This is a genomic window from Metasolibacillus sp. FSL K6-0083, from assembly GCF_038630865.1.
In the GTDB taxonomy this organism is placed as follows: Bacteria; Bacillota; Bacilli; order Bacillales_A; family Planococcaceae; genus Metasolibacillus; species Metasolibacillus fluoroglycofenilyticus.
Genome location: NZ_CP152046.1, coordinates 89,963 through 110,892 on the forward strand (window position 1 = coordinate 89,963; position 20,930 = coordinate 110,892).

General features: G+C 39.5%; 15 protein-coding genes and 1 other annotated feature. Of the genes, 10 read left to right on the forward strand and 5 right to left on the reverse strand.

All coding sequences use genetic code 11. The features are described 5' to 3' along the window. The first annotated feature begins 525 nt into the window (after positions 1–525). From murC to MHB51_RS00390, 3 genes are all read left to right on the forward strand, one after another. Positions 526–1,830 carry a UDP-N-acetylmuramate--L-alanine ligase gene (gene murC / locus MHB51_RS00380; RefSeq protein WP_342558751.1) on the forward strand — a complete coding sequence of 435 codons (1,305 nt, stop codon included), beginning with the start codon at positions 526–528 and terminating at the stop codon, positions 1,828–1,830. Between the two features lie 78 nt (positions 1,831–1,908). Next, positions 1,909–2,382 carry a DUF948 domain-containing protein gene (locus MHB51_RS00385; RefSeq protein ID WP_066161907.1) on the forward strand — a complete coding sequence of 158 codons (474 nt, stop codon included), beginning with the start codon at positions 1,909–1,911 and terminating at the stop codon, positions 2,380–2,382. An 18-nt stretch (positions 2,383–2,400) separates the two neighbouring features. Beyond that, positions 2,401–2,865 carry a YtxH domain-containing protein gene (locus MHB51_RS00390; protein WP_201261909.1) on the forward strand — a complete coding sequence of 155 codons (465 nt, stop codon included), beginning with the start codon at positions 2,401–2,403 and terminating at the stop codon, positions 2,863–2,865. A gap of 646 nt (positions 2,866–3,511) precedes the next feature. Here the strand turns inward: MHB51_RS00390 and MHB51_RS00395 are convergent. Then, positions 3,512–5,653 carry a cell division FtsA domain-containing protein gene (locus MHB51_RS00395; protein ID WP_107943000.1) on the reverse strand — a complete coding sequence of 714 codons (2,142 nt, stop codon included), beginning with the start codon at positions 5,651–5,653 and terminating at the stop codon, positions 3,512–3,514. 176 nt (positions 5,654–5,829) lie between these two features. Here MHB51_RS00395 and MHB51_RS00400 point away from each other — a divergent pair, with 176 nt between their 5' ends. Together MHB51_RS00400 and ccpA are read left to right on the forward strand one after the other, a co-directional pair. After that, positions 5,830–6,915 carry a bifunctional 3-deoxy-7-phosphoheptulonate synthase/chorismate mutase gene (locus MHB51_RS00400; protein WP_066161919.1) on the forward strand — a complete coding sequence of 362 codons (1,086 nt, stop codon included), beginning with the start codon at positions 5,830–5,832 and terminating at the stop codon, positions 6,913–6,915. Positions 6,916–7,614: 699 nt separating this feature from the next. Beyond that, positions 7,615–8,616 carry a catabolite control protein A gene (ccpA, locus tag MHB51_RS00405; RefSeq protein WP_342558752.1) on the forward strand — a complete coding sequence of 334 codons (1,002 nt, stop codon included), beginning with the start codon at positions 7,615–7,617 and terminating at the stop codon, positions 8,614–8,616. Positions 8,617–8,972: 356 nt separating this feature from the next. Here the strand turns inward: ccpA and MHB51_RS00410 are convergent, their stop codons facing one another. Genes MHB51_RS00410 through MHB51_RS00420 form a run of 3 tightly spaced genes read right to left on the reverse strand, consistent with a single transcriptional unit; the run spans position 8,973 to position 11,422 of the window. Continuing rightward, complete coding sequence (locus MHB51_RS00410) at positions 8,973–10,121, reverse strand: acetoin utilization protein AcuC (RefSeq protein ID WP_066161924.1); 1,149 nt, start codon at positions 10,119–10,121, stop codon at positions 8,973–8,975. Continuing rightward, on the reverse strand, positions 10,118–10,765 hold the full coding sequence (locus MHB51_RS00415) for a CBS and ACT domain-containing protein (protein WP_342558753.1): 648 nt from the start codon (positions 10,763–10,765) through the stop codon (positions 10,118–10,120). The genes MHB51_RS00410 and MHB51_RS00415 overlap by 4 nt, the downstream gene beginning before the upstream one ends. Positions 10,766–10,789: 24 nt before the next feature. Further along, the gene (locus MHB51_RS00420; protein WP_342472161.1) at positions 10,790–11,422 is read right to left on the reverse strand and encodes a GNAT family N-acetyltransferase; all 633 of its coding nucleotides are present in this window, start codon (positions 11,420–11,422) and stop codon (positions 10,790–10,792) included. 322 nt (positions 11,423–11,744) lie between these two features. Here MHB51_RS00420 and argC point away from each other — a divergent pair, with 322 nt between their 5' ends. The 4 genes from argC to MHB51_RS00440 are packed head-to-tail and all read left to right on the forward strand — an operon-like array spanning position 11,745 to position 15,928. Beyond that, positions 11,745–12,779 carry an N-acetyl-gamma-glutamyl-phosphate reductase gene (gene argC, locus MHB51_RS00425; protein WP_342558754.1) on the forward strand — a complete coding sequence of 345 codons (1,035 nt, stop codon included), beginning with the start codon at positions 11,745–11,747 and terminating at the stop codon, positions 12,777–12,779. A gap of 12 nt (positions 12,780–12,791) precedes the next feature. Next, complete coding sequence (gene argJ, locus MHB51_RS00430) at positions 12,792–14,015, forward strand: bifunctional ornithine acetyltransferase/N-acetylglutamate synthase (RefSeq protein ID WP_342558755.1); 1,224 nt, start codon at positions 12,792–12,794, stop codon at positions 14,013–14,015. After that, positions 13,978–14,775 carry an acetylglutamate kinase gene (gene argB, locus MHB51_RS00435; protein WP_342558756.1) on the forward strand — a complete coding sequence of 266 codons (798 nt, stop codon included), beginning with the start codon at positions 13,978–13,980 and terminating at the stop codon, positions 14,773–14,775. The genes argJ and argB overlap by 38 nt, the downstream gene beginning before the upstream one ends. Before the next feature lie 16 nt (positions 14,776–14,791). Continuing rightward, complete coding sequence (locus tag MHB51_RS00440) at positions 14,792–15,928, forward strand: acetylornithine transaminase (protein ID WP_107942995.1); 1,137 nt, start codon at positions 14,792–14,794, stop codon at positions 15,926–15,928. Positions 15,929–16,126: 198 nt separating this feature from the next. On the opposite strand, the gene MHB51_RS00445 is transcribed toward MHB51_RS00440, so the two are convergent. Continuing rightward, complete coding sequence (locus MHB51_RS00445) at positions 16,127–18,973, reverse strand: transglycosylase domain-containing protein (RefSeq protein WP_342558757.1); 2,847 nt, start codon at positions 18,971–18,973, stop codon at positions 16,127–16,129. Positions 18,974–19,276: 303 nt separating this feature from the next. Continuing rightward, positions 19,277–19,476, forward strand: a binding site (T-box leader). Between the two features lie 59 nt (positions 19,477–19,535). On the opposite strand from MHB51_RS00445, the gene tyrS reads away from it, so the two are divergent. Continuing rightward, positions 19,536–20,807, forward strand: coding sequence for a tyrosine--tRNA ligase (gene tyrS, locus MHB51_RS00450; RefSeq protein ID WP_342558758.1), 1,272 nt, complete (start codon positions 19,536–19,538; stop codon positions 20,805–20,807). The last annotated feature ends 123 nt before the right edge of the window (positions 20,808–20,930 follow it).

Here is a 20,930-nt window from a genome sequence, read left to right on the forward strand (position 1 = left end):
TAGGATTCCCATATTAAAACTAAAAGTTTAAGTGTGGTCAACAGCCTGTAAAAATCGAATGTGGCAAACTTGATGTTGATTACACAAGCGTTTTCATAGAGTGTAAAGTCTTTAGCTTGTGTTCTTCTATCAACAAACTACGTGGGATGAGTGAAAACTTTGCTGAAGGACGTTGAACAGTTCTAGTTGCTATAAATGTAGAAAAAATTAGAATAGTCGTTCATTTATTGTTCTACATATTTAATGCTATAATAAATTAGTATTTTTCACTATAACAGATAATAATTACTTTGTAGTGACAGCTATAGACATTATTTGCTGCGGGTAGCAGCAGGATGCGAATACAAAGTTTTAGGTGAAGGAGAGAAGAGGAGTTCATTGTTTTTCTACCGATATAACGCCCATTATATAGATGCTATGCGCATGGAGAGGTCTGTTATTGATTGAGCTTCAATCTTCACCCTACTTGAACATATAAATTTTTGCAATTTTAAACAGGATCGCTGTATCCTAGGAGGTTTCAACATGACACGTTATCATTTTACAGGTATTAAAGGCTCTGGTATGAGTCCATTAGCTCAAATTCTTTTTGATTCTGGTGAACAAGTTCAAGGTTCGGATGTAGAAACATATTACTTTACTGAAAAACCATTACGCGATAGAGGAATTACCATTTTACCATTTGATGCAAATAATATTGAGCAAGGAATGACAGTTATTGCAGGAAATGCATTTCCTGATGACCATCCTGAGCTTATACGCGCACGTGAGCTAGGTGTAGAAGTTGTTCGTTATCATAAATTTTTAGGGGATTATAGCAATCATTATACATCTATTGCTATTACAGGCTCACATGGAAAAACATCTACAACGGGCCTAATGAGCCATGTTATTGGCGGCTATATGCCAACGTCTTACCTAATAGGAGACGGAACAGGGGCAGGAATGGAAAATGCAAAGTATTTCGTTATGGAGGCATGTGAATATCGACGCCATTTTTTAGCGTATAATCCAGATTATGCAGTAATGACAAATATAGACTTTGACCATCCAGATTATTTTGCGAGTGTTGACGATGTGTTCGATGCCTTTCAATCGTTAGCGATGCAAGTGAAGAAAGCAATTATTGCTTGTGGAGATGATGAGCAATTGCAGCGCATTCAGGCACAAGTACCTGTTGTTTATTATGGCTTTGATGCTGAAAACGACTTTGCAGCGCGCAACGTTGTTAAGACAACAGAAGGCACAGAATTCGAAGTGTATGTGCGCAATGAATTTTATGCAACGTTCTTTATACCACAATTTGGTGACCATGCAATATTAAATGCATTGGCTGTTATTTCTCTTTGTCACTATGAAGGCATACCGACAGATGTTATTCAGGAGCGTTTGGACACATATGCAGGTGTAAAAAGACGTTTTACAGAAACGATTATCGGGAATACAGTACTTGTAGATGATTATGCACATCATCCAACTGAAATTGCGGCAACATTGCAGGCAGCAAGACAAAAATATCCTGAAAGACAAATTGTTGCGGTATTTCAACCGCATACATTTACGCGCACTCAAACATTTTTACAACAATTTGCGGATAGTTTAGACGATGCAGATGCAGTATATTTATGTGATATTTTTGGTTCAGCGCGTGAGCAATTAGGCGCTCTAACAATTGATGCTTTAGTGCAGCTAGTTGAAGGAAGCAAAGTGCTAGAACTAGATACAATCCAACAGCTTAAAGAGCATGAGGGAGCTGTATTGCTCTTTATGGGAGCTGGGGATGTTAATAAATATCAAACAGCATTTGAGCAATTGTTACAAAAAGTATAATTTTATCCCATATAATAGGCAGGATTTTTGAAATGTTTGTCGAATCAGAAATATAACTAGCTATAGGAGGTCATTTTCATGGTAGTCGTACTTTATATCGCTGCATTAGTCGCGGCAATCGGTTTTTTATTTTTATGTGTAAGCATCGGTATGACATTATTTTCAGTGAAAACAACATTAAACAATATCGCAGGAACAGTAGCAGGTATTGAAGGGCAGATGGAAGGAATTACACGTGAAACGACATCGCTGTTAACAAAAACAAATTCGCTTGCTGATGATATTACGGAAAAAGCAGAAAAGCTGAATACTGTTGTCAATGCTGTGAAAGGTGTAGGGGATTCAGTAAATGGTTTAAATGAATCTGTACAGCGTATTACAAATTCTATTTCTTCTGAAGTAACAAAAAATGAAGAAAAAATAGCCCAAGTTGTTCAGTGGAGTAATGTTGCGATGGGGATTGCTGATAAATGGCGCCAGCGTAAAGCGATTAATCCAGATGATGTGACAGTTTATACTGTAGATGGTGTAAATGCTAAGCCTAAAAAATAATGAAAGGATTGATATACAATGACAGAGCAAAAAATGACGAACTTACCACAAGTATATACGACTAGAAACGAAGACATTTACGGTGAGGAAACAGTAAATATGAAAGATTTTATTATCGGCGCATTGGTAGGAGGCATTGTCGGTGCGGCCGCTGGCTTATTATTAGCTCCAAAATCTGGTCGTGATTTACGTGGAGCTGTCGCTACACAGGCTGTAACATTACGTGACCGAGGTGTAGAGCTTTCCTCTACAGCGAAGGAAAAAACAGTTCAGCTATCGAGCCAATTAAAAGAGCAATCGACAAATTTAGTAGATAAAGTAAAGGCAAAAACAGCAAAAGCACCAAATGTCTTTGATGATGGTACAGTGTCTTCTGAAGGCGAAGAGCCACTTGAAGAATTAATAAATGCAGTAGTGGAACCAGCTACACAGGAAGACCCGATTGAAAATATGTCTGAAATCGCTCGTCCATCATCAATTTAAGGGCGCTTTTAGTGGAAGCGTAATGAGCCTCTAAAAAGAGGCAGGGACATAACTTTATTATTTCAAAAAATGCGGAAAATAGATAACAATTTTTCAGCTTTATGGAGTTAAATATTCCGTCTTAAATCAAAAAAATGTTAGACCAACTAGATTGCGGTCTAACATTTTTTCTTTTTGTCCCAGCCTCTTTGCGACGAGAATAGTGACAATCACAGCAGTAAATCTTTTATGTGCCAAAAGCGAAGAGGCTGTCCAAAGCCGTGCATAGCCGTTATTTTGGACAGTAGCGATGATGTTTCGCAAAATGTTGATTCATATAAAGTGAACCTTCAATCAGTGGGGGGCTTTGCACCCCCACTGATTGGTGATAGAGGAACACAAGCTAGGATCTTCGCATCCTGCGAAAACGCTTGTGTGACCAACATCGTGTTGGCCTCATTCTTAGTTTTTACAGGCTGTTTGATCCCTCACTTAAACATCTTGTTTTTATCTGCTGTTTTGAAGTGGGGGTCTGTGCTCCTGCGGTTACTCGTCGCAAACAAATTTGTTAATACGGGATAAGCAGAGAATGCCTCTTTTAAAAATGGGATGAACATTGGCTTTAGCAGCGTACTCCTTATAGACTTTTCGGATAACTCTTTTTTTTTTAAGTAAATTTAATTTCCAATGTATCGCCACCGAAAATTTCTGCATCGAAGGAAGAAGGGATACCATTTCTTAAAATGGTAAAGCCACCTTTCGCTTGTGCTGGAAGTTGCCAGTTTGAAAAGCGGAATACATCTTGAAAAATCCATGGGCTGTGCTCAAGGGCATTCACTTTAATCGTCGCACCATTTGGTACAGTAGCCTGTGGAGAGAGTACAGCACCGTTCACCGTCATTTCGCGTACGATTTTTACGAGCTCAATGCGTTCTCCCTGAAATGTCACTAGCATTCGATCCTCTAATAATAAATCTAAATGATTTGCCAATGTTTGCACAGTAGGCAAAGCATTTTGTGTAAATGCTAGTCGGTCACCATCATTTACAGGATAATGGGTTTTACTTGGTTTTCCGTTAATTAATAATTCGGATGAAAACATTGGTAAATAGAGGGGCTGTCCATCGATATGAACGACATAGGAGCGCAATTGCTCCAGTAAATCTACATTATTTGTCTGCTTTAAAACATCCTCTGCCGTTTCTATTATTGAAATATCTACAATATCTCGATCTTGTAAAGCTTGGTCAAATGTCGCAATCTTCGTATTTATATAAACTTTAGGCTTTACAGTATAAGGAATGTTATTAATTGATATATTTTTTGAAAGTGCAGTATCTACAATATCTTGTACAAGGGCAGTTGCAGCTTGCCCATCTTGTCCTTCAATAAGCGTGATTGTATCGCCATTTTTGATGGAAGATTTTGTAGAGGCTGGCGTACCATTTAATAAAATTTGGGCAGGCTGACCATGCTCTCCGGCAATGAAAATTGCTTGGTTATTCACCGTTATGGATAGGGCATGACCCGGCTTACCATAAAGCTGCTTTGCTCGAATATTTGCCGCTAAAAACGCATCGGCTATCGTCATCTCTTTCAGTTCAAATAAGCGTACAATTTGCTCATTCACTGTTACCGTCATGTATTGAATCGGTGTTTTCTTTGCCGCAATTGCGATGCCTATTGGTGTTACAAGCTCTGGTGTTACCGGAATAGATGGTTCTTTTGTTAAATTTTGAATAGCGTCTATGCCGCGAACCGCAACGCGATTTTCTGGTAATTCTAGCACTTTGCCAAGCTCGACTGTTAATTTTGGTGTCAGGCTACCACCTCCGACGAGCATTACTGCTTTTGGGGCTACTTGGTTGTTCAAGCGTAAAATCTCTGTTCCAATCGCATTTGCTAACGATGTAATAGATGGATAAATCGCTTGTATTACTTCTTCGTGAGGCAAATATTGGTCAAAGCCTAAAATATCCTGAATAAGTATATCACTATCTGCTGTATGTAGCTGGCGCTTTGCAGCCTCTGCAACTGGGAAATCTAATAAATAATGGTCGCTTAATGCCTCGGTAATCTCATCGCCAGCTGTTGGCACCATGCCATAAGCAATAATTGTCCCTTTATCAGTAATGGCGATATCCGAAGTACCAGCACCTATATCGACAAGTGCAACATTTAAACGGCGCATCGTAGAAGGAATAAGTACGTTAATTGCTGCAATCGGCTCTAACGTCAGGGCCTCCATTTCTAAATCTGCACGCTTTAATGCTGCTAACAGCGACTCTACAACAACGCGAGGTAAAAACGTTGCAATAACTTCTATTGTTGCCATGTCGCCTTGTTGGTCTAATAGGCTGCCAATTTCTTCATCATCTAATTTGTAATATAATACCGAATAACCGACACAATAATAGTGGCTAGCCTTCGCATCTTCTTTATGTTGTAGCAATTGTTGCTGCGCCTGTTGTACAGCTTGAAGCTCTAAGCGATTGATGTCTTCCTCCGTAAAAATAGGACGGTTTTTTATATTAATCGTAATGCTTGCCTGCTCTGTTTTTAAGGCACGACCTGCTGCTGCAACGCTTACTTTTGTTAAAGGACCATGCTTTTCTTCTAACACCTGTTTAATTTCAGTTATCAAATCTGCTACGTAGAGTACATTATGTATTTGGCCATCTACCATTGCCCGCTCTTTATGTTCTTTAATAACCATATCAGCAACGTGAAAATGCTGATCTCGCTCTTCCAAAATAATGCCAACTACAGAGCGTGTACCGATATCTAAAGCAAATAACTTTGAAGTCATTTGTAATCGCTTCCTTTCGTGTCCTTACTAGAGATAGCTTTAGCGAGTTGAAGCGCTAAATTAAAAATGCGTGACATTTATAAACAAGTTGTCTATAATGATATTATTAATTAAAAATGTATCATACATTTCAGCGTTCTGAAAGAGTATGTGTACTCAGGAAGGAGAAATAAGTAATGAGTCAACACGATTTAGAAGGTTTACGCGGTCAAATCGACAGCTTAAACTTAGAGATTTTGCGCTTAATTAATGAGCGAGCAGAGATTGTTAATGAGATAGGTAAGATTAAAGAGAAGCAGGGTGTGCATCGTTACGATCCCCTTCGAGAACGCCATATGCTGGATTTAATTAAGGAGCATAACAATGGTCCGTTAAATCAAATGACGGTTGATTATATTTTTAAACAAATTTTTAAAACAGCATTAAAGCAGTTAGAGGCAGAGAAGAAAAAAGAATTACTTGTATCGCGTAAAGAGAAATCTGAAGATACAGTTATTAATATCAATGGAGAATTATTAGGAGCAGGTGCACCATCTTTCGTCTTTGGTCCATGTGCAGTTGAATCATATGAGCAAGTGGCGCAAGTTGCCGCATCTATTCGTGATAAAGGTTTAAAATTAATTCGAGGTGGCGCGTACAAGCCACGTACTTCTCCATACGATTTCCAAGGGCTTGGTTTAGAAGGTTTAAAAATTTTAAAGCAAGTATCTGAGGAATACGGTTTAGCTGTTATTACAGAAATTGTAACACCTGCTGATTTAGAAGTAGCACTTGATTATGTAGATGTTGTACAAATAGGTGCACGTAATATGCAAAACTTTGAATTATTAAAGGCAGCAGGGGCAATCAATAAGCCAGTATTGTTAAAACGTGGCTTAGCAGCAACTATTGATGAATTCATTCACGCAGCTGAGTACATTATGTCAAAGGGCAATGAAAATATTATTTTATGTGAGCGTGGTATTCGTACATACGAAAAGGCGACACGTAATACATTAGATATTTCTGCAGTGCCAATTTTAAAGCAGGAAACGCATTTACCAGTAATGGTTGATGTAACGCACTCAACAGGACGTCGCGATTTATTATTACCATGTGCAAAAGCGGCGATTGCAATTGGTGCAGATGGCGTAATGGCTGAAGTTCATCCAGACCCATCAATTGCTTTATCAGACCAGCAGCAGCAAATGGATATTCCAACATTCGATGCATTCTACGACGAAGTGCTAAAGTTCATGAAGCAATATGAAGTAAAAGCTTAAACTTTAAAGTTGTCGGAAAGGAGGTGTCTGAAAAGGAGGCGAACATGCCACTTTTCAGATGCCTTTTACATTTTTCAATGAGATAATAGTCATGGAAAAAGATGTCCTACAGCTTTTTAAGGCATTTTTTTGTCTAACTTCATTTTTTATTGAAATTGGAAATGAAAGTATATATGATGGTATAAAGTGAGTTTTAACATCTTTCAGCGATGTTTTTTGCGACGAGTAACCGCAGCAGCCAATTTTATTTTGTATGAAAACGAGGCAGCAAGGTTTTTTGTACAGATAGCAGGGCGACAGCTATAGATACAGAGGTTTCCCACCTCTACAGCTAGTGAAATGAATGCTTTTTAGGCTCATTTCAGTGGGTGCTGATAAAGAGGAACTCCGTCTAAGAACATCGCGTCCTACGATAACGACATCGTGTCAGCTAAACTTGCGGCGAATGTCACAGATTTTGAAGGAAGCCCTGCGTGATGCAAATCAATTAACCACGGTCATAGGACGTGAAGGCTTTAGGTTAACGTCCACCAAACAGCCCGAAAAAATTTGGACTAAAGTTAGCCGAGGCATCATTGATTAAGGGATATTCAGAAAGACAAAAGCATTTTTTATAAAACTAAAATGTATTTTTACTTGTTTATCTTGTTAATGGAAAATAGAAGATAAGTTGAGAGAAGATGACTGGAGGCGAGTATAGTGACAGTAACAATTTATGATGTAGCGCGCGAGGCCAATGTTTCAATGGCTACAGTATCGCGTGTTGTGAATGGCAACCAGAATGTGAAGCCTGCCACTAGAAAAAAAGTATTGGAAGTAATCGAGCGGCTAGAATACCGGCCAAATGCGGTGGCACGTGGCTTGGCTAGTAAAAAAACAACAACAGTAGGCGTGATTATTCCGGATATTTCAAATACAATTTATGCAGAATTAGCACGAGGCATTGAAGATATTGCGACAATGTATAGCTATAATATTATTTTATCGAATTCAGACCAAAAGGAGGACAAGGAGCTGGAATTGCTTGATACGATGTTAAGCAAGCAGGTAGATGGCGTTGTAATGATGACCGATAAAGTATCGAGTAGCATTCAACAAGCAATCAAAGCCTCTCCAGTACCGATTGTTTTAGCAGGCTCTGTTGATGAACAGCAGGAGGCTGCCTCTGTCAATATTGATTATTATGAGGCAGCATATGAAGCTGTTAATATTTTGTTGAAAAATGGACATAAGCGTATCTCATTTGTTTCAGGTCCATTGGATTATACGGTTAATGGTATATATAAACTAGCTGCTTATAAGCAGGCATTGCAAGATGCCAATATTGAGCTAGATGAGCAGCTCATTATTGCAGGGGATAGCATATATGATGATGGCATCGCTGCATATGAAGAGTTAACAGCTATTGCAGTACCTCCGACTGCTTATTTTGCAGGCAGCGATGAATTAGCAATCGGCATTATTCATGCGGCACAAGATGCTGGCAAGCAAGTGCCAAATGATATCGAAGTCATTAGCTTTGAAAACTCCAAGTTAGCCAGAATGGTACGACCACAGCTATCGAGTGTTGCCTTACCACTTTATGATATTGGTGCTGTAGCAATGCGACTTTTAACGAAAATTATGAATAAAGAAGAAGTGGCAGAGCAAACAGTTGTTTTACCATATCATATGGAAATTCGTAGCTCAACGAAGCGTTAAAAATGGAGGGGGCTGTCCAAAAAGCCGTGCATAGCCGGCATTTTGGACAGTAGCGATGATGTTTCGCAAAATGTTGATTCATATAAGCAGAGAACGCCTCTTTTAAAAATGGGATGAACATTGGCTTTAGCAGTGTACTCCTTCAGTAAAAGGGAACATTGATTTCAATGCGGTGTCAAAACAAAATGGACTTTTCGGACAACTTCGTCTCATTAAATTTGCCATCGTTTTAAATGGTAAATAATGAGCTTTGAGCATTTATTTGATTTTAAAAGAGCGTAAATCTATACTTTAATAAAAATGGAATAGCTGTCGGAAAAGCCTGCGCGTAAGCATGTTTTTCCAACAGCTATTTTTTATTTATGCAAAATATGTAATGCTTTTTGTAGCATTTGAGCATTTTTTTCCTCAATTTCTGCTTTACGAGGAATCGGGTCATATAGGTCGGTAGGATCTTCCCAAGTTGGGATAAGCTCATTTGGTGCTTCCTGCTGCCAATGCTCCAGCCAGTTTTTCGGCAATGGACCAGTAGGGCAAGCTAAATCGTTCATTTCTGTCCAAATTAGTGACCAAGCGCGGGGTACAACACGCCAAATATCGTAGCCGCCACCACCAACTGCAATCCACCTACCATCGCAATATTCATGCGCTAATTGATGAGCAAGTTTTGGAATTTCCTTGTAAATTTTCATCGTGCCATATAAATGTGTTAATGGGTCGAGATAATGAGCATCAGCACCATTTTGCGTTAGTACAACATCAGGTTTAAAATGCTCAAACACTTTGCGCATCGCTTGTTCATAAATCATTAAAAAGCTTTCATCCTCTGTAAAAGCATCAATTGGAAAGTTAAAGGATGTGCCGTAGCCTTGCCCGTTTCCGCGCTCGGTCACATTACCTGTACCGGGAAATAAATAGCGTCCTGTTTCATGAATAGACAATGTACATACATTTGGGTCATCGTAAAAAGACCATTGCACCCCATCACCGTGATGGGCATCTGTATCGACATATAATACACGCAGGCCGTACTTTTTCTGTATGTAACGAATGGCTACACTGCTATCATTATAAATGCAAAAGCCCGAAGCTCGTCCGTAAAAGCCATGGTGAAGCCCGCCGCCTAAATTTAGTGCATGGCGTGCCCGACCTTGTAGCACAGCGTCTACAGCTTGTAAAGTACCACCAACGAGCAATGCACTTGCTTCATGCATATTTGGAAAAATTGGTGTATCTTCTGTACCGATGCCGAAGCTTTCACCTTGTTTAGCTGTGAGCTGACCATGTCCTGCCCTCTTTACAATATCAATATATTTTTCATCGTGTGCAAGGGCAATTTCCTCTTCTGTAGCCATGCGTGCTGGAATAATATCTTCATCTTTTAAAGCGCCGATTTGTTTTAGTAAATCCATTGTTAATAGTAAGCGTTTGTGGTTAAACGGATGGGTGTCCGAAAATTTATAGCCAAGCTGGTCAGGTGAATAGACAAAAAGTGCATTTTTCATACTTGTATCCCTGGTACATTTGGCCACAAAACATGAAAGCCTTGCTTACGTAAATCTTGAATAATTGCTAATGGATTGATAACTTGTAATCGGACGCTCACAATTCGGTTTTCGTCGTTTGTAGCATCAGGATGGATAAGCACGCTTAACACGTTCACTTTATGTTGCATAAATATTTTAGAAATATCATGTAGCACACCAGCTTTATCGGAAACGCGAATATCGATTTTAGAACTTGGCTTATGTGCACCAGTTAATTCAATATAAGTGTATAAAAGGTCTGTTGTTGTAACAAGTCCGACTAATTTACCACCTGAGACAATTGGTAAACAGCTAATTTTAGATTCATAAAAAGTTAAGGCAATCTCTTCAACTAAATCTAATGGATGGCCAACAATTGGATTTTTAATCATCATATTCATTAAAGGTGTATTTTTAATGACGGTTTTTTCTTGCTCATTCAGCTCATCAAGAAAAGCGTGCTTAACATCATGCTCTGTTATAATTCCAACGACTTCCTTTTGTGTATTGACAATCGGTATATGGCGTATGTCATGTTCATGCATTAACTGTGCAGCCTCTCCAACTGTATTTGTAGGGAGTAGTGTGTGCACATTAACTTGCATCATTTCTTCTACAATCATTTTGCAATCCCCTTTGCTTGATTTTTAATACAAAAAACGCCTTTTAAAACGTAGACGATCAAAGCGTTCCATCGTCTCTGCATTGACATGCTTACCAACGCGCCCCATTAGACAGTTTGCTGGATGTGATGCGATTTCTGGGTCGTCTGTCGCAAAATATTCAAAACCTACAGAACTCATCATACGCTCCATCATTTTGCGATATTCCCAGACGTTTAGTCCTGTCCCTTTTAAATCCCAATGCCAATAATATTCAGTTGTAATAACAAGATAGTCTTCCATTGCCTCATCGGCAAACGATATTTCTAACAGTTTTTTTCCTACACCTGTACTGCGATAATCTGGAATGACTTCTATTGCACCAAGCTCAATCATATTTTCGATTTTATCCTCCGCCCAACGCTCGATAGGGTCTGGGTATAAATATGTGACATAGCCAACAACAAGTTCGCCATTGCGAACGATTATAATGCGTCCCTCCTCTAATGAGGCGATACCAATTAAGGCTTTGTGCTGTTGCGGGGCAGGGCGGAATGAAACTAAATCATCATGAAATGCATAACGAGCTAATTGCTCGGGATGTACAGGGCCTTCTACATGTACAATCCCATGCCTCGTCTCCATTGCAGTGCTAAAAAAGGTTTTTTTATGCTCCATTTATACACCACCTAATTATTCTAATCCTTATTATACAAAAGAATTTAGGGAAAAGGGAAGATGGAAGGGGCTGTCCAGAAAGTAATTTCTTTCATAATAGCCTAATTCCTAATATTGTAATCCCTTTGATAATTCGCAACAAACTAATTTATAAGGAGATTTTGTTTATCATCCATGCAACGGGCATTTAAAAGTTGTGCTAGCCTTTTTTCGACGTACGGACAATTAAAAAATTAATTTTTTAGAAAATAAATAAAAATTCAGTTGACTAAATAATTATACATACTTATACTAATGCTATCTTATATTTGGAGGGACGGCAATGAAAGTTGGAATTATCGGTGCTACAGGATATGGAGGACTTGAGTTAATTCGCTTTTTACATAATCACCCGGAAGTAGAGAAAATTGAATTATTCACTTCATCAGAAGAAGGAACCATTTTTTCAACAAAGTTTTCTCATTTAGAAGGAATTGAAGACCAGCCATTACAAAAAATCGCTGAAGGAGCTTTGCAAAATTTAGACGTTATTTTTACAAGTACACCATCAGGGGTAACGACTAATTTATTACCGCCATTATTGCAAAAGGGACCAAAATTTATTGATTTATCTGGAGATTTTCGTTTAAAGAATCGAGCGAGCTTTGAGCAATGGTATAAAAAAACGCCTGCACCACAGGAGGCAATCGAGCAAAGTGTTTATGGATTAGCAGAATGGAATGAGTCAAAAATTGCTGAGGCACATTTAATTGCCAATCCCGGCTGTTATCCGACAGCAGTTTTATTATCACTATTGCCATTAATAAAAGAAAATTTAATTGACCCGAGCTTTTTAGTTATCGATGCGAAAAGCGGTGTATCAGGTGCTGGTAATAAGCCTACACAGGCAACTCATTTTAGTGAAACGAATGAAAATTTCTCAATTTATAAAATTAACGAGCATCAGCATATTCCAGAAATCGAGCAAGCGATTGCAATGTTTGCAAATGTGCAGACAAAAATTTCATTTAATACTCATTTAGTACCAATGACGCGCGGTATTTTAACAACATCATATGCTGCTGTACAGCCTGGCGTTACGCAAGCACAACTGCTCGATTGTTTGCAAGCTGCATATGCGAAACACCCATTTGTACGCGTGATTAAAGAAGCCTCAATGATTGGTACAAATCGTGTGAAAGGCTCAAATTACTGTGATGTGTATGTGCAATTAGATAAGCGCACAAATCGAGCAACGATTGTCGGCGTCATTGATAATTTAGTCAAGGGTGCGGCAGGGCAAGCAATTCAAAATATGAATATACAAATGAACTTACCACAAACGATGGGTTTACAAACAGTACCATTATTCATTTAAGGAGGAAAATAAATGACAGCTATTATTGAATTGAAAAAATTATCTGGAAAAAATATCGTATCTCCAAAAGGCTTTACAGCGGCGGGGGTGCATTGTGGTTTAAAGCATAAGAAAAAGGATTTAGCATTACTTGTAAGTGAGGTACCGGCAAGTGTTGCAGCAGTTTTTACGACGAATGCTGTGCAGGCGGCTCCATTAAAGGTAACGAAGGAGGTTGTTTATAGCACGCAAAAAATGCAGGCAATGCTCATTAATTCAGGCAATGCCAATGCTTGTACAGGCAAGCAAGGGATAGCGGATGCCTATGAAATGCAAAAATTGGCTGCAGAAAAATTAAATATCGACACTAGCTTAGTTGGGGTAGCATCTACAGGGGTTATTGGAGAAATAATGAAAATGGAGCCGTTGAAAAAGGGTGTTGCCATGCTAGTACCTAATGATGATTTAGAGAGCAGCATTGATTTTGCACAGGCCATTTTAACGACGGATACAGTGATGAAAAATACAACCTATGTAACGACAATTGATGGCAAAGAAATTGTTGTTTCTGGTACAGCAAAGGGCTCTGGCATGATTGAGCCAAATATGGCAACGATGCTAGGTTTTATTACGACAGATGCCAACATACAATCAAATGAGCTACAAAAGGCGCTATTACAAATTACAGATTGTACCTTTAATTCAATTACAGTAGATGGTGACACATCAACAAATGATATGGTTGTCGTCATGGCAAATGGTTTAGCTGGTAATACAGCCTTAACGCCAGAGCATCCAGAGTGGGCAAATTTTTATACTGCACTGCAAGCGGTAGCAGAGGATTTAGCAAAATCGATAGCTCGCGATGGTGAAGGGGCAACAAAATTAATCGAAGTTGAAGTAATCGGCGCAATGAATGATGCGGAGGCACGTAAAATTGCAAAATCAGTTGTAGGCTCACCACTTGTGAAAACGGCTGTCTTTGGCTGTGATGCCAATTGGGGACGTATTATTGCGGCAGTGGGCTATAGCGGTGCAACGGTCGACCCTGAGAAAATTACGATTCAAATCGGGGGTGTAACAATGGTCGAAAATGGTGAACCAATTGCATTTTCGGAGGAACAGCTTATTACAATACTAAAGCAGCATGAAGTGAAAATTTTCGTTTCTTTAGGCGAGGGTGATGGACATGGCTTTGCTTGGGGGTGTGATTTAACATATGACTACGTTCAAATCAACGCATCATACCGCTCGTAATATTGTCATTAAACTGGGAGGCAGTGCATTAGAAGGCTTGAACAGCGCCTTTTTTCAAAAAATACAGGCACTTCAACGAGAGGGCTATCGCGTTATTATTACACATGGTGGGGGGCCAGCAATTAATCGCACATTAGCTGCTCATCAAGTAGCATCCCATGTGTTACATGGCATACGGGTTACTACAGCAGAAGCAATCGATTTAGTGAAAACAACATTAATTGGGCAAGTAAACCCACTTCTCGTACACGAATTAAATAGAGCAGGAATTGAGGCAATCGGATTAAACGGCTTTGATGGTCAGTTATTAGAAAGTACATTTTTAGATGAGGCAATCTATGGCTATGTAGGGCAAATTAAAAAGGTAAATACGAAGCTATTAAATACTATTTTAAACACAAATATTGTCCCAGTTATTGCTTGCATTGGGACAACAACAGATGGTCAGGCATTAAATATTAACGGTGATACAGTAGCAAGCGAAGTGGCTCTTGCTATAGAAGCAGAAAGTTTACTTCTTGTCACAGATGTCGCCGGCATCCGAATTGAAGGGCAATATCAGCAGCAAGTGACAAAATCAGCAATTGAAAAATGGATTGCTGATGAACATATTTACGGTGGAATGATTCCGAAAGTACAAGGAGCGCTTGCTTGTTTGGCAGCAGGCATTCCGTCTGTTCAAATTGTAGATGATACATTAACAGGCACAACAATTGTTGGGTGCCAGGCACTCACACAATTCTCGCACAATTCAATTTAAAGGAGATGGCTGTAGGATGAGTGCATTATTTCAAAATTATGCAAGACGACAGATTCATATTGTTAAAGGGCAAGGAACAATCGTGTATGACGATAGTGGGAAGCGTTATCTAGATTTTACAAGTGGGATTGCTGTTTGTTCGCTTGGCCATGCTCATCCAGCGCTTGTGCAAACTTTGCAGGAGCAGAGTGAGAAGCTATGGCATATTAGCAATCTTTTTGAGAGCAAGGGGCAGGAGAAGCTTGCTGCATCATTAGTTCAGGATTTGCCATTAGCGTATGCCTTTTTCTGTAATAGTGGGGCAGAGGCTAATGAGGCGGCGATTAAGCTTGCGCGTAAACATACAGGGAAGCATCATATTATTGTTTTTGAGCAATCATTTCATGGGCGTACATTTGGTGCGATGTCGGCAACAGGACAGGATAAAGTGCGAAATGGCTTTGGTCCTTTAGTTGAACAGTTTACGACATTGCCATTTAATGATGTGGTGGCACTTGAAGCCGCTATTGATGAAACAGTGGCAGCGATTATGTTAGAGCCGATTCAAGGTGAGGGTGGCATTAATGAGGTGACGCCAGAGTTTGCGGAAGCTATACAAAAAATTTGTGAGGCGCATAGTATTTTATTAATTGTCGATGAGGTACAAACAGGAATTGGTCGTACAGGGACGCGCTTTGCGTTTGAGCAAACGGCATTAAAACCACATATTGTGTCGATGGCTAAAGGTTTAGGGGGCGGCTTTCCAATTGGCGGCATACTAGGTACGGCAGAATTATTTGAAACATTTAATGCAGGAACACACGGTACAACATTCGGTGGTAACCCGTTAGCCGTGGCAGTTGCACAAACAGTTGTAGAGCATGTTTTTAACGAGGCTTTTTTACAGCAAGTGCAGGATAAATCAGCCTATTTGCAGGCGAGGCTACAGCAGGCATTAAATGACAAAAAGTTCACAATTCAAGGAAAGGGCTTAATGCTTGGTATTTACTGCGGTGGTGAAGATGTAGCGAGCTATGTTACTCAATTGGAGCAGGCGGGCTTGCTCGTTGTACAGGCAGGCACAAAAGTCATTCGTTTATTACCACCATTGACAGTAAGTGAGTCGGAAATGGATGAAGCAGTTGCTATTTTACAACAAATATTATGCAATTAGAGCCGAGCTGTTTAAAAAATCTAAATTACTTTCCAAATAAAGTTCCAAGGGAATAGGCTTTAAAGTACGCCCTTGGCGAAAAGGATAATGACAATTTATTGTGACTGCTGAAGGAGCAGTGTTTTTTAGCGAATACTTAATAGATAAGCTAAGGCTGCCTGAAAAGAGATTCTTTTTCAGGCAGCCTTATTGTTGTGCTTATTCTTCTTGTTCTTCCCCATTGCCTTCAGGGTCCCCTGTCGGTGGCTCCTCTGGTACGGGCGGTTCATTGTCTTCATCTGTATTTGGCTCATCGATTTCAGGTGGTGGAGCGGCAGTTTCGATAATGTTTGAAGGCTCAGATTGACGCCCTGTAATATCTACTGCAACAACATAATAGTTAGCTCCGATGGCAATTTGAGCCCGACGCCCTTGTTCAAAGCCATTCGTCGCAATAAGCTGACCTTCTGTCGAATAGACTCGATAGCCGATAACATCATTTGATGCCGACTTTGACCATACTAATGTATTGCCATCAAGTGTAACAATAACAGATGCTGGTGCCTCTTCATCCGCTTCAAATGCTGCCCCTGTAACGACAGTTGAGCTTAAGGAAGAATTGTTAGGTAATAGCTTTGCAGGATCTCCACCTAAAGAGCCAAGCATGCGTTTAACAAACTCCTCGTTTAAGCCGACGCCCCCCATTGTAACGAATTCAGCAGGGGTAGAAGGGAGAGCACTGTATGATTTACCATCAATATTGACAGATGCAGAAGAAACTAAGCTGTCATCTGGAATGGATGGTAAAAATACATTGCGATTAAATAAATCGGAGCGCACTAGCCCAGCACTTGAACAAGCTTCAGAAGGTGCTAAGCCTGAAATTCCACAAAACGATGCGCTGACAACATTTGCAGGCTTTTCAAATTTTTCTTTCGTTCCGATAAATTCAGGGTCGATATCGTAAATAGTATTCATCAACGAAGCCCATAGTAAATTCACACGGGTACTTGGCTGATAGTAAGTGTTATTAAATGTATATAATGATCTAGGCTGGTCATAGCCCATCCACACACCTAAAGAAATATTAGGATTATAGCCAACTAACCAAACATCCTTATAATCCTGTGTTGTACCTGTTTTTGCTGCAAAATCAGAAGAAAATTTTAATGTGCTCTTTGCACGCATACCTGTACCATAATCAAGTACATCACGCAGCATATCTGTAACAATGTAGGAAGTTTCAGGTGTAAATACTTCAACTGGCTCTACCTCATGCTGATAAATAATATTGCCATCTAAATCAACAATTTTCTCAATCATATAAGCATCAATAAATTGACCGCCATTTGCAAGTGTAGCAAATGCATTTGTATTTTCTTCAACTGTTGTCCCATTCGTTAATCCACCGATAGCTGTTGCTAAATTGACATAATCGCCCTCGGTTAAGCGAGAAAAGCCCATTTTAGCTAAATATTCAGCAGGTCGATTTGGTAAAATATCATCATATAAGCGAAGCGCTGTTAAGTTTTGAGAATGAGCTAAGGCCTCACGTGCAGGCATTATTCCTCTTTCTTCATTTTCAAGATAGTTCGAAGGGCTATAGCCGTCATAGCTACGCTTAAATTTCACATCGACAACAGGGCTACCTGCACCGATTTTTCCATACTCGATAGCTGGACCATATGCTAAAAGTGGCTTCATTGTTGAACCATTTGAACGATATGCTTGTGTAGCATGATTTAGTGCCTCAATATTAAAATCACGCCCGCCAACAAAGCTTAAAATACGTCCTGTCTTGTTCTCGATAACAACACTTCCAACTTGCACAGGCATTTCAACTGTTATTTCTTCTCCAGTTTCACTATCTATCGTCGTTGCTGTATACGTATGACCGTAGTATTGGAAATTCTCGGCTGCTGTTTTCATTGCGTCATACATTTGCTGATTAATTGTAGAATAGATACGATAGCCTTTTGAGCGCACATCACGGTCTGCTAAAATCATATATTTTTCAAGCAACTGTGATTCTTCTTGCAAGCGCTTTGGATCAATGCCATCCTGCTCAGCTAACATATCCGCAATAATTTTTTTCGCACGGTTTTCAAGCTCGTATGTTAACCATGGGTAGCGGTCTTCAGGGCGTGATTCAGGTTTTCTAAAATCTTGCGTAATATCGTAGACGATAGATTCTTGATATTCATTTTCTGAAATGTAGCCAGCTTCCTTCATACGGTATAGAACCGTTTTCATCCGGTCAATGCCGGGCTTTAAAGCTTCCTCTGTTTTTAATTGCCCTTTTTGTGTAAAAGGTGTATGGGCATACGGTGCTTGCGGTATTCCCGCGATATACGCAGCTTGTGGTAAAGAAAGCTCAGAAGCTTTAATGCCAAATATACCGTCCGCTGCTGTTTCGATTCCAGCTATATTGCGACCTGAAGCATTACGCCCATAGGGGATAATATTCAAATAGGCCTCCAATATTTCTTGCTTTGTCATAAATTTTTCAAGTCGTAATGCTAACAATATTTCTTTTGCTTTACGTTCATAAGATACTTCGTTTGTTAATATTTGATTTTTTATTAATTGCTGTGTTAATGTCGAGCCACCTGTTTGAGTAGCCGAATTTGTAAAGTCTTGTAGCAACCCACGCAGGACAGCTTTTGGGACGATACCATTATGCTCACGGAAGTACTCGTCCTCTGTTGCAAGAACAGCATCAATTACAATGGGCGAAACATCCTTTAGAGAGGTTTCACGTCGCTCTAAATCGGTGCGCAACTTGCCAATATAAATATTGTCCGCAAAATAAATTTCACTCGTTTCCTCGTAATTGAAAATAAGCTCACGCATATTTTCCTTCGAACGCAAAGGCTCTTCTTTTACGAGTGATGCGAAATAGCCCGCACCAACTGCCCCAGCAAATACAGTTAAAGTTGCTACTAATATAAGAATTAATAATGATAAATTCCAAATAACGCCACCTGTAATGCGGAACGCACGCATCCAAGATTTGTTTGCTAGAGCTTCTAATTTGTTATTTATTTGTGTCAACCATTCTTTCAATGAAACGACCTCCTAAACTCATTTACCTCGATTCAGTTAAACCAAAGGAGTAGGGCTTTTACTGAATTAGAGGAACTCAGTCGAAAGAACACCACATTTTGGTGCTAATAACTGAGTGACCAACATCATGTTGACTCAAAGTCTCCAGCGGATGTCATGGATTTTAGCTTTGTTTCCTTCATGAACTCGGAAAAATCCAACCGCAATTACGCCAATGCGTAATTGATTATAGCACATTTTTTCTACAGCTAAAATATAGTTATTGACAATAGACGCTGTTTAGGTAAAATAGACTGTATAGTTTTTCAAGTATTGAAGAGATTGCAGTAGTGTTATCATTCCCTGTCAAGAGAGCTAGCGTGTGGTGAGAGCTAGTCATAATGTATAACATGAATTACGTTCTTGGAGCTTGGACGTTGACGTCGCGTTAAGACGGATGAGAGGAAGAGTAATGCTCTTCAAGCTGGGTGGTACCGCGTTATTTTTACGATAGCGTCCCTGCATGCATAGTGCGTGTAGGGACTTTTTTGTTTCTATGCGTAAAAAAAGAGGAGGACACAACATGACAAACAAACTAATTGAAGACTTAAATTGGCGTGGTTTGTTATACCAGCAAACAGACGCAGAAGGTATGGAAAAGCTATTAAATGAGCAGTCCGTATCATTATACTGTGGGGTTGACCCAACGGCTGATTCGATGCACATCGGCCATATCGTACCATTATTAACGCTTCGCCGCTTCCAACAAGCTGGTCATAAGCCGGTATTGCTAGTTGGTGGTGCAACAGGAATGGTAGGGGATCCATCTGGACGTTCAGAGGAGCGCCAATTGCAAACAGTAGAGCAAATTGACCGAAATGTACAGGGCATTAAAAAACAATTAGAGCGCATTTTTGACTTTAATTCTAGCGCAGAAAATACAGCAAAGCTTGTCAACAATCACGATTGGATTGGAAAAATGAGTACAATCGAGTTTTTACGTGATTTTGGGAAGCTATTGAATGTCAACTACATGCTAGCAAAGGATACGATTGCTTCACGTTTAGATACAGGTATTTCATTTACAGAATTTACGTACACAATCATTCAAGGAATTGATTTTAATCATTTATACGACAACCATAATGTACGCATCCAAATCGGTGGATCGGATCAGTGGGGCAATATTACAACAGGCTTAGAAGTCATACGTAAAACGCATGATGACAATGCAAAAGCATTCGGTTTTACAATTCCATTAGTAACAAAGGCTGATGGCACGAAATTCGGTAAAACAGCAGGTGGCGCAGTATGGTTAGACGCTGAAAAAACGAGCCCATATGAATTCTACCAATTCTGGATTAACACTGGTGATGCAGACGTTATTAAATACTTGAAAATCTTTACATTCCTATCACGTGAAGAAATCGAGGTATTACAAACAAGTGTTGAGCAAGAACCACATTTACGCAAAGCACAAAAGGCATTAGCAGAAGAAATGACGCGCTTAATTCACGGCCAAGAGGCACTTGATACTGTACAGCGTATTACAGCAGCACTATTCTCTGGAGATTTAAAAGCTTTATCTGCAGAAGAAATGAAAGATGCTTTTAAAGATGTTCCTTCTATTGAAATGGCGAAAGAAGATAAAAACATTGTTGAAATGCTTGTCGAGGCAGGTGTTTCCCCATCAAAGCGTCAAGCGCGTGAAGATGTAACAAATGGTGCCATCAGCATCAACGGTGAAAAGGTGACGGATTTAGAATATACAGTAGATGCTAAAGACCGTTTAGAAGACGCTTTTTCCATTATTCGCCGTGGTAAAAAGAAATACCATATGGTGAAATTTAATTAAAAAATAAGAAAGGCGCATGAACTCAAATTGAAAAATCTGATTCATGCGCTTTTATTTTGTTCCACCAAAAGATTTCAAGAAGTAACCTAAACACAAACCAAGAAAAGCTGTAGAGGTATATTT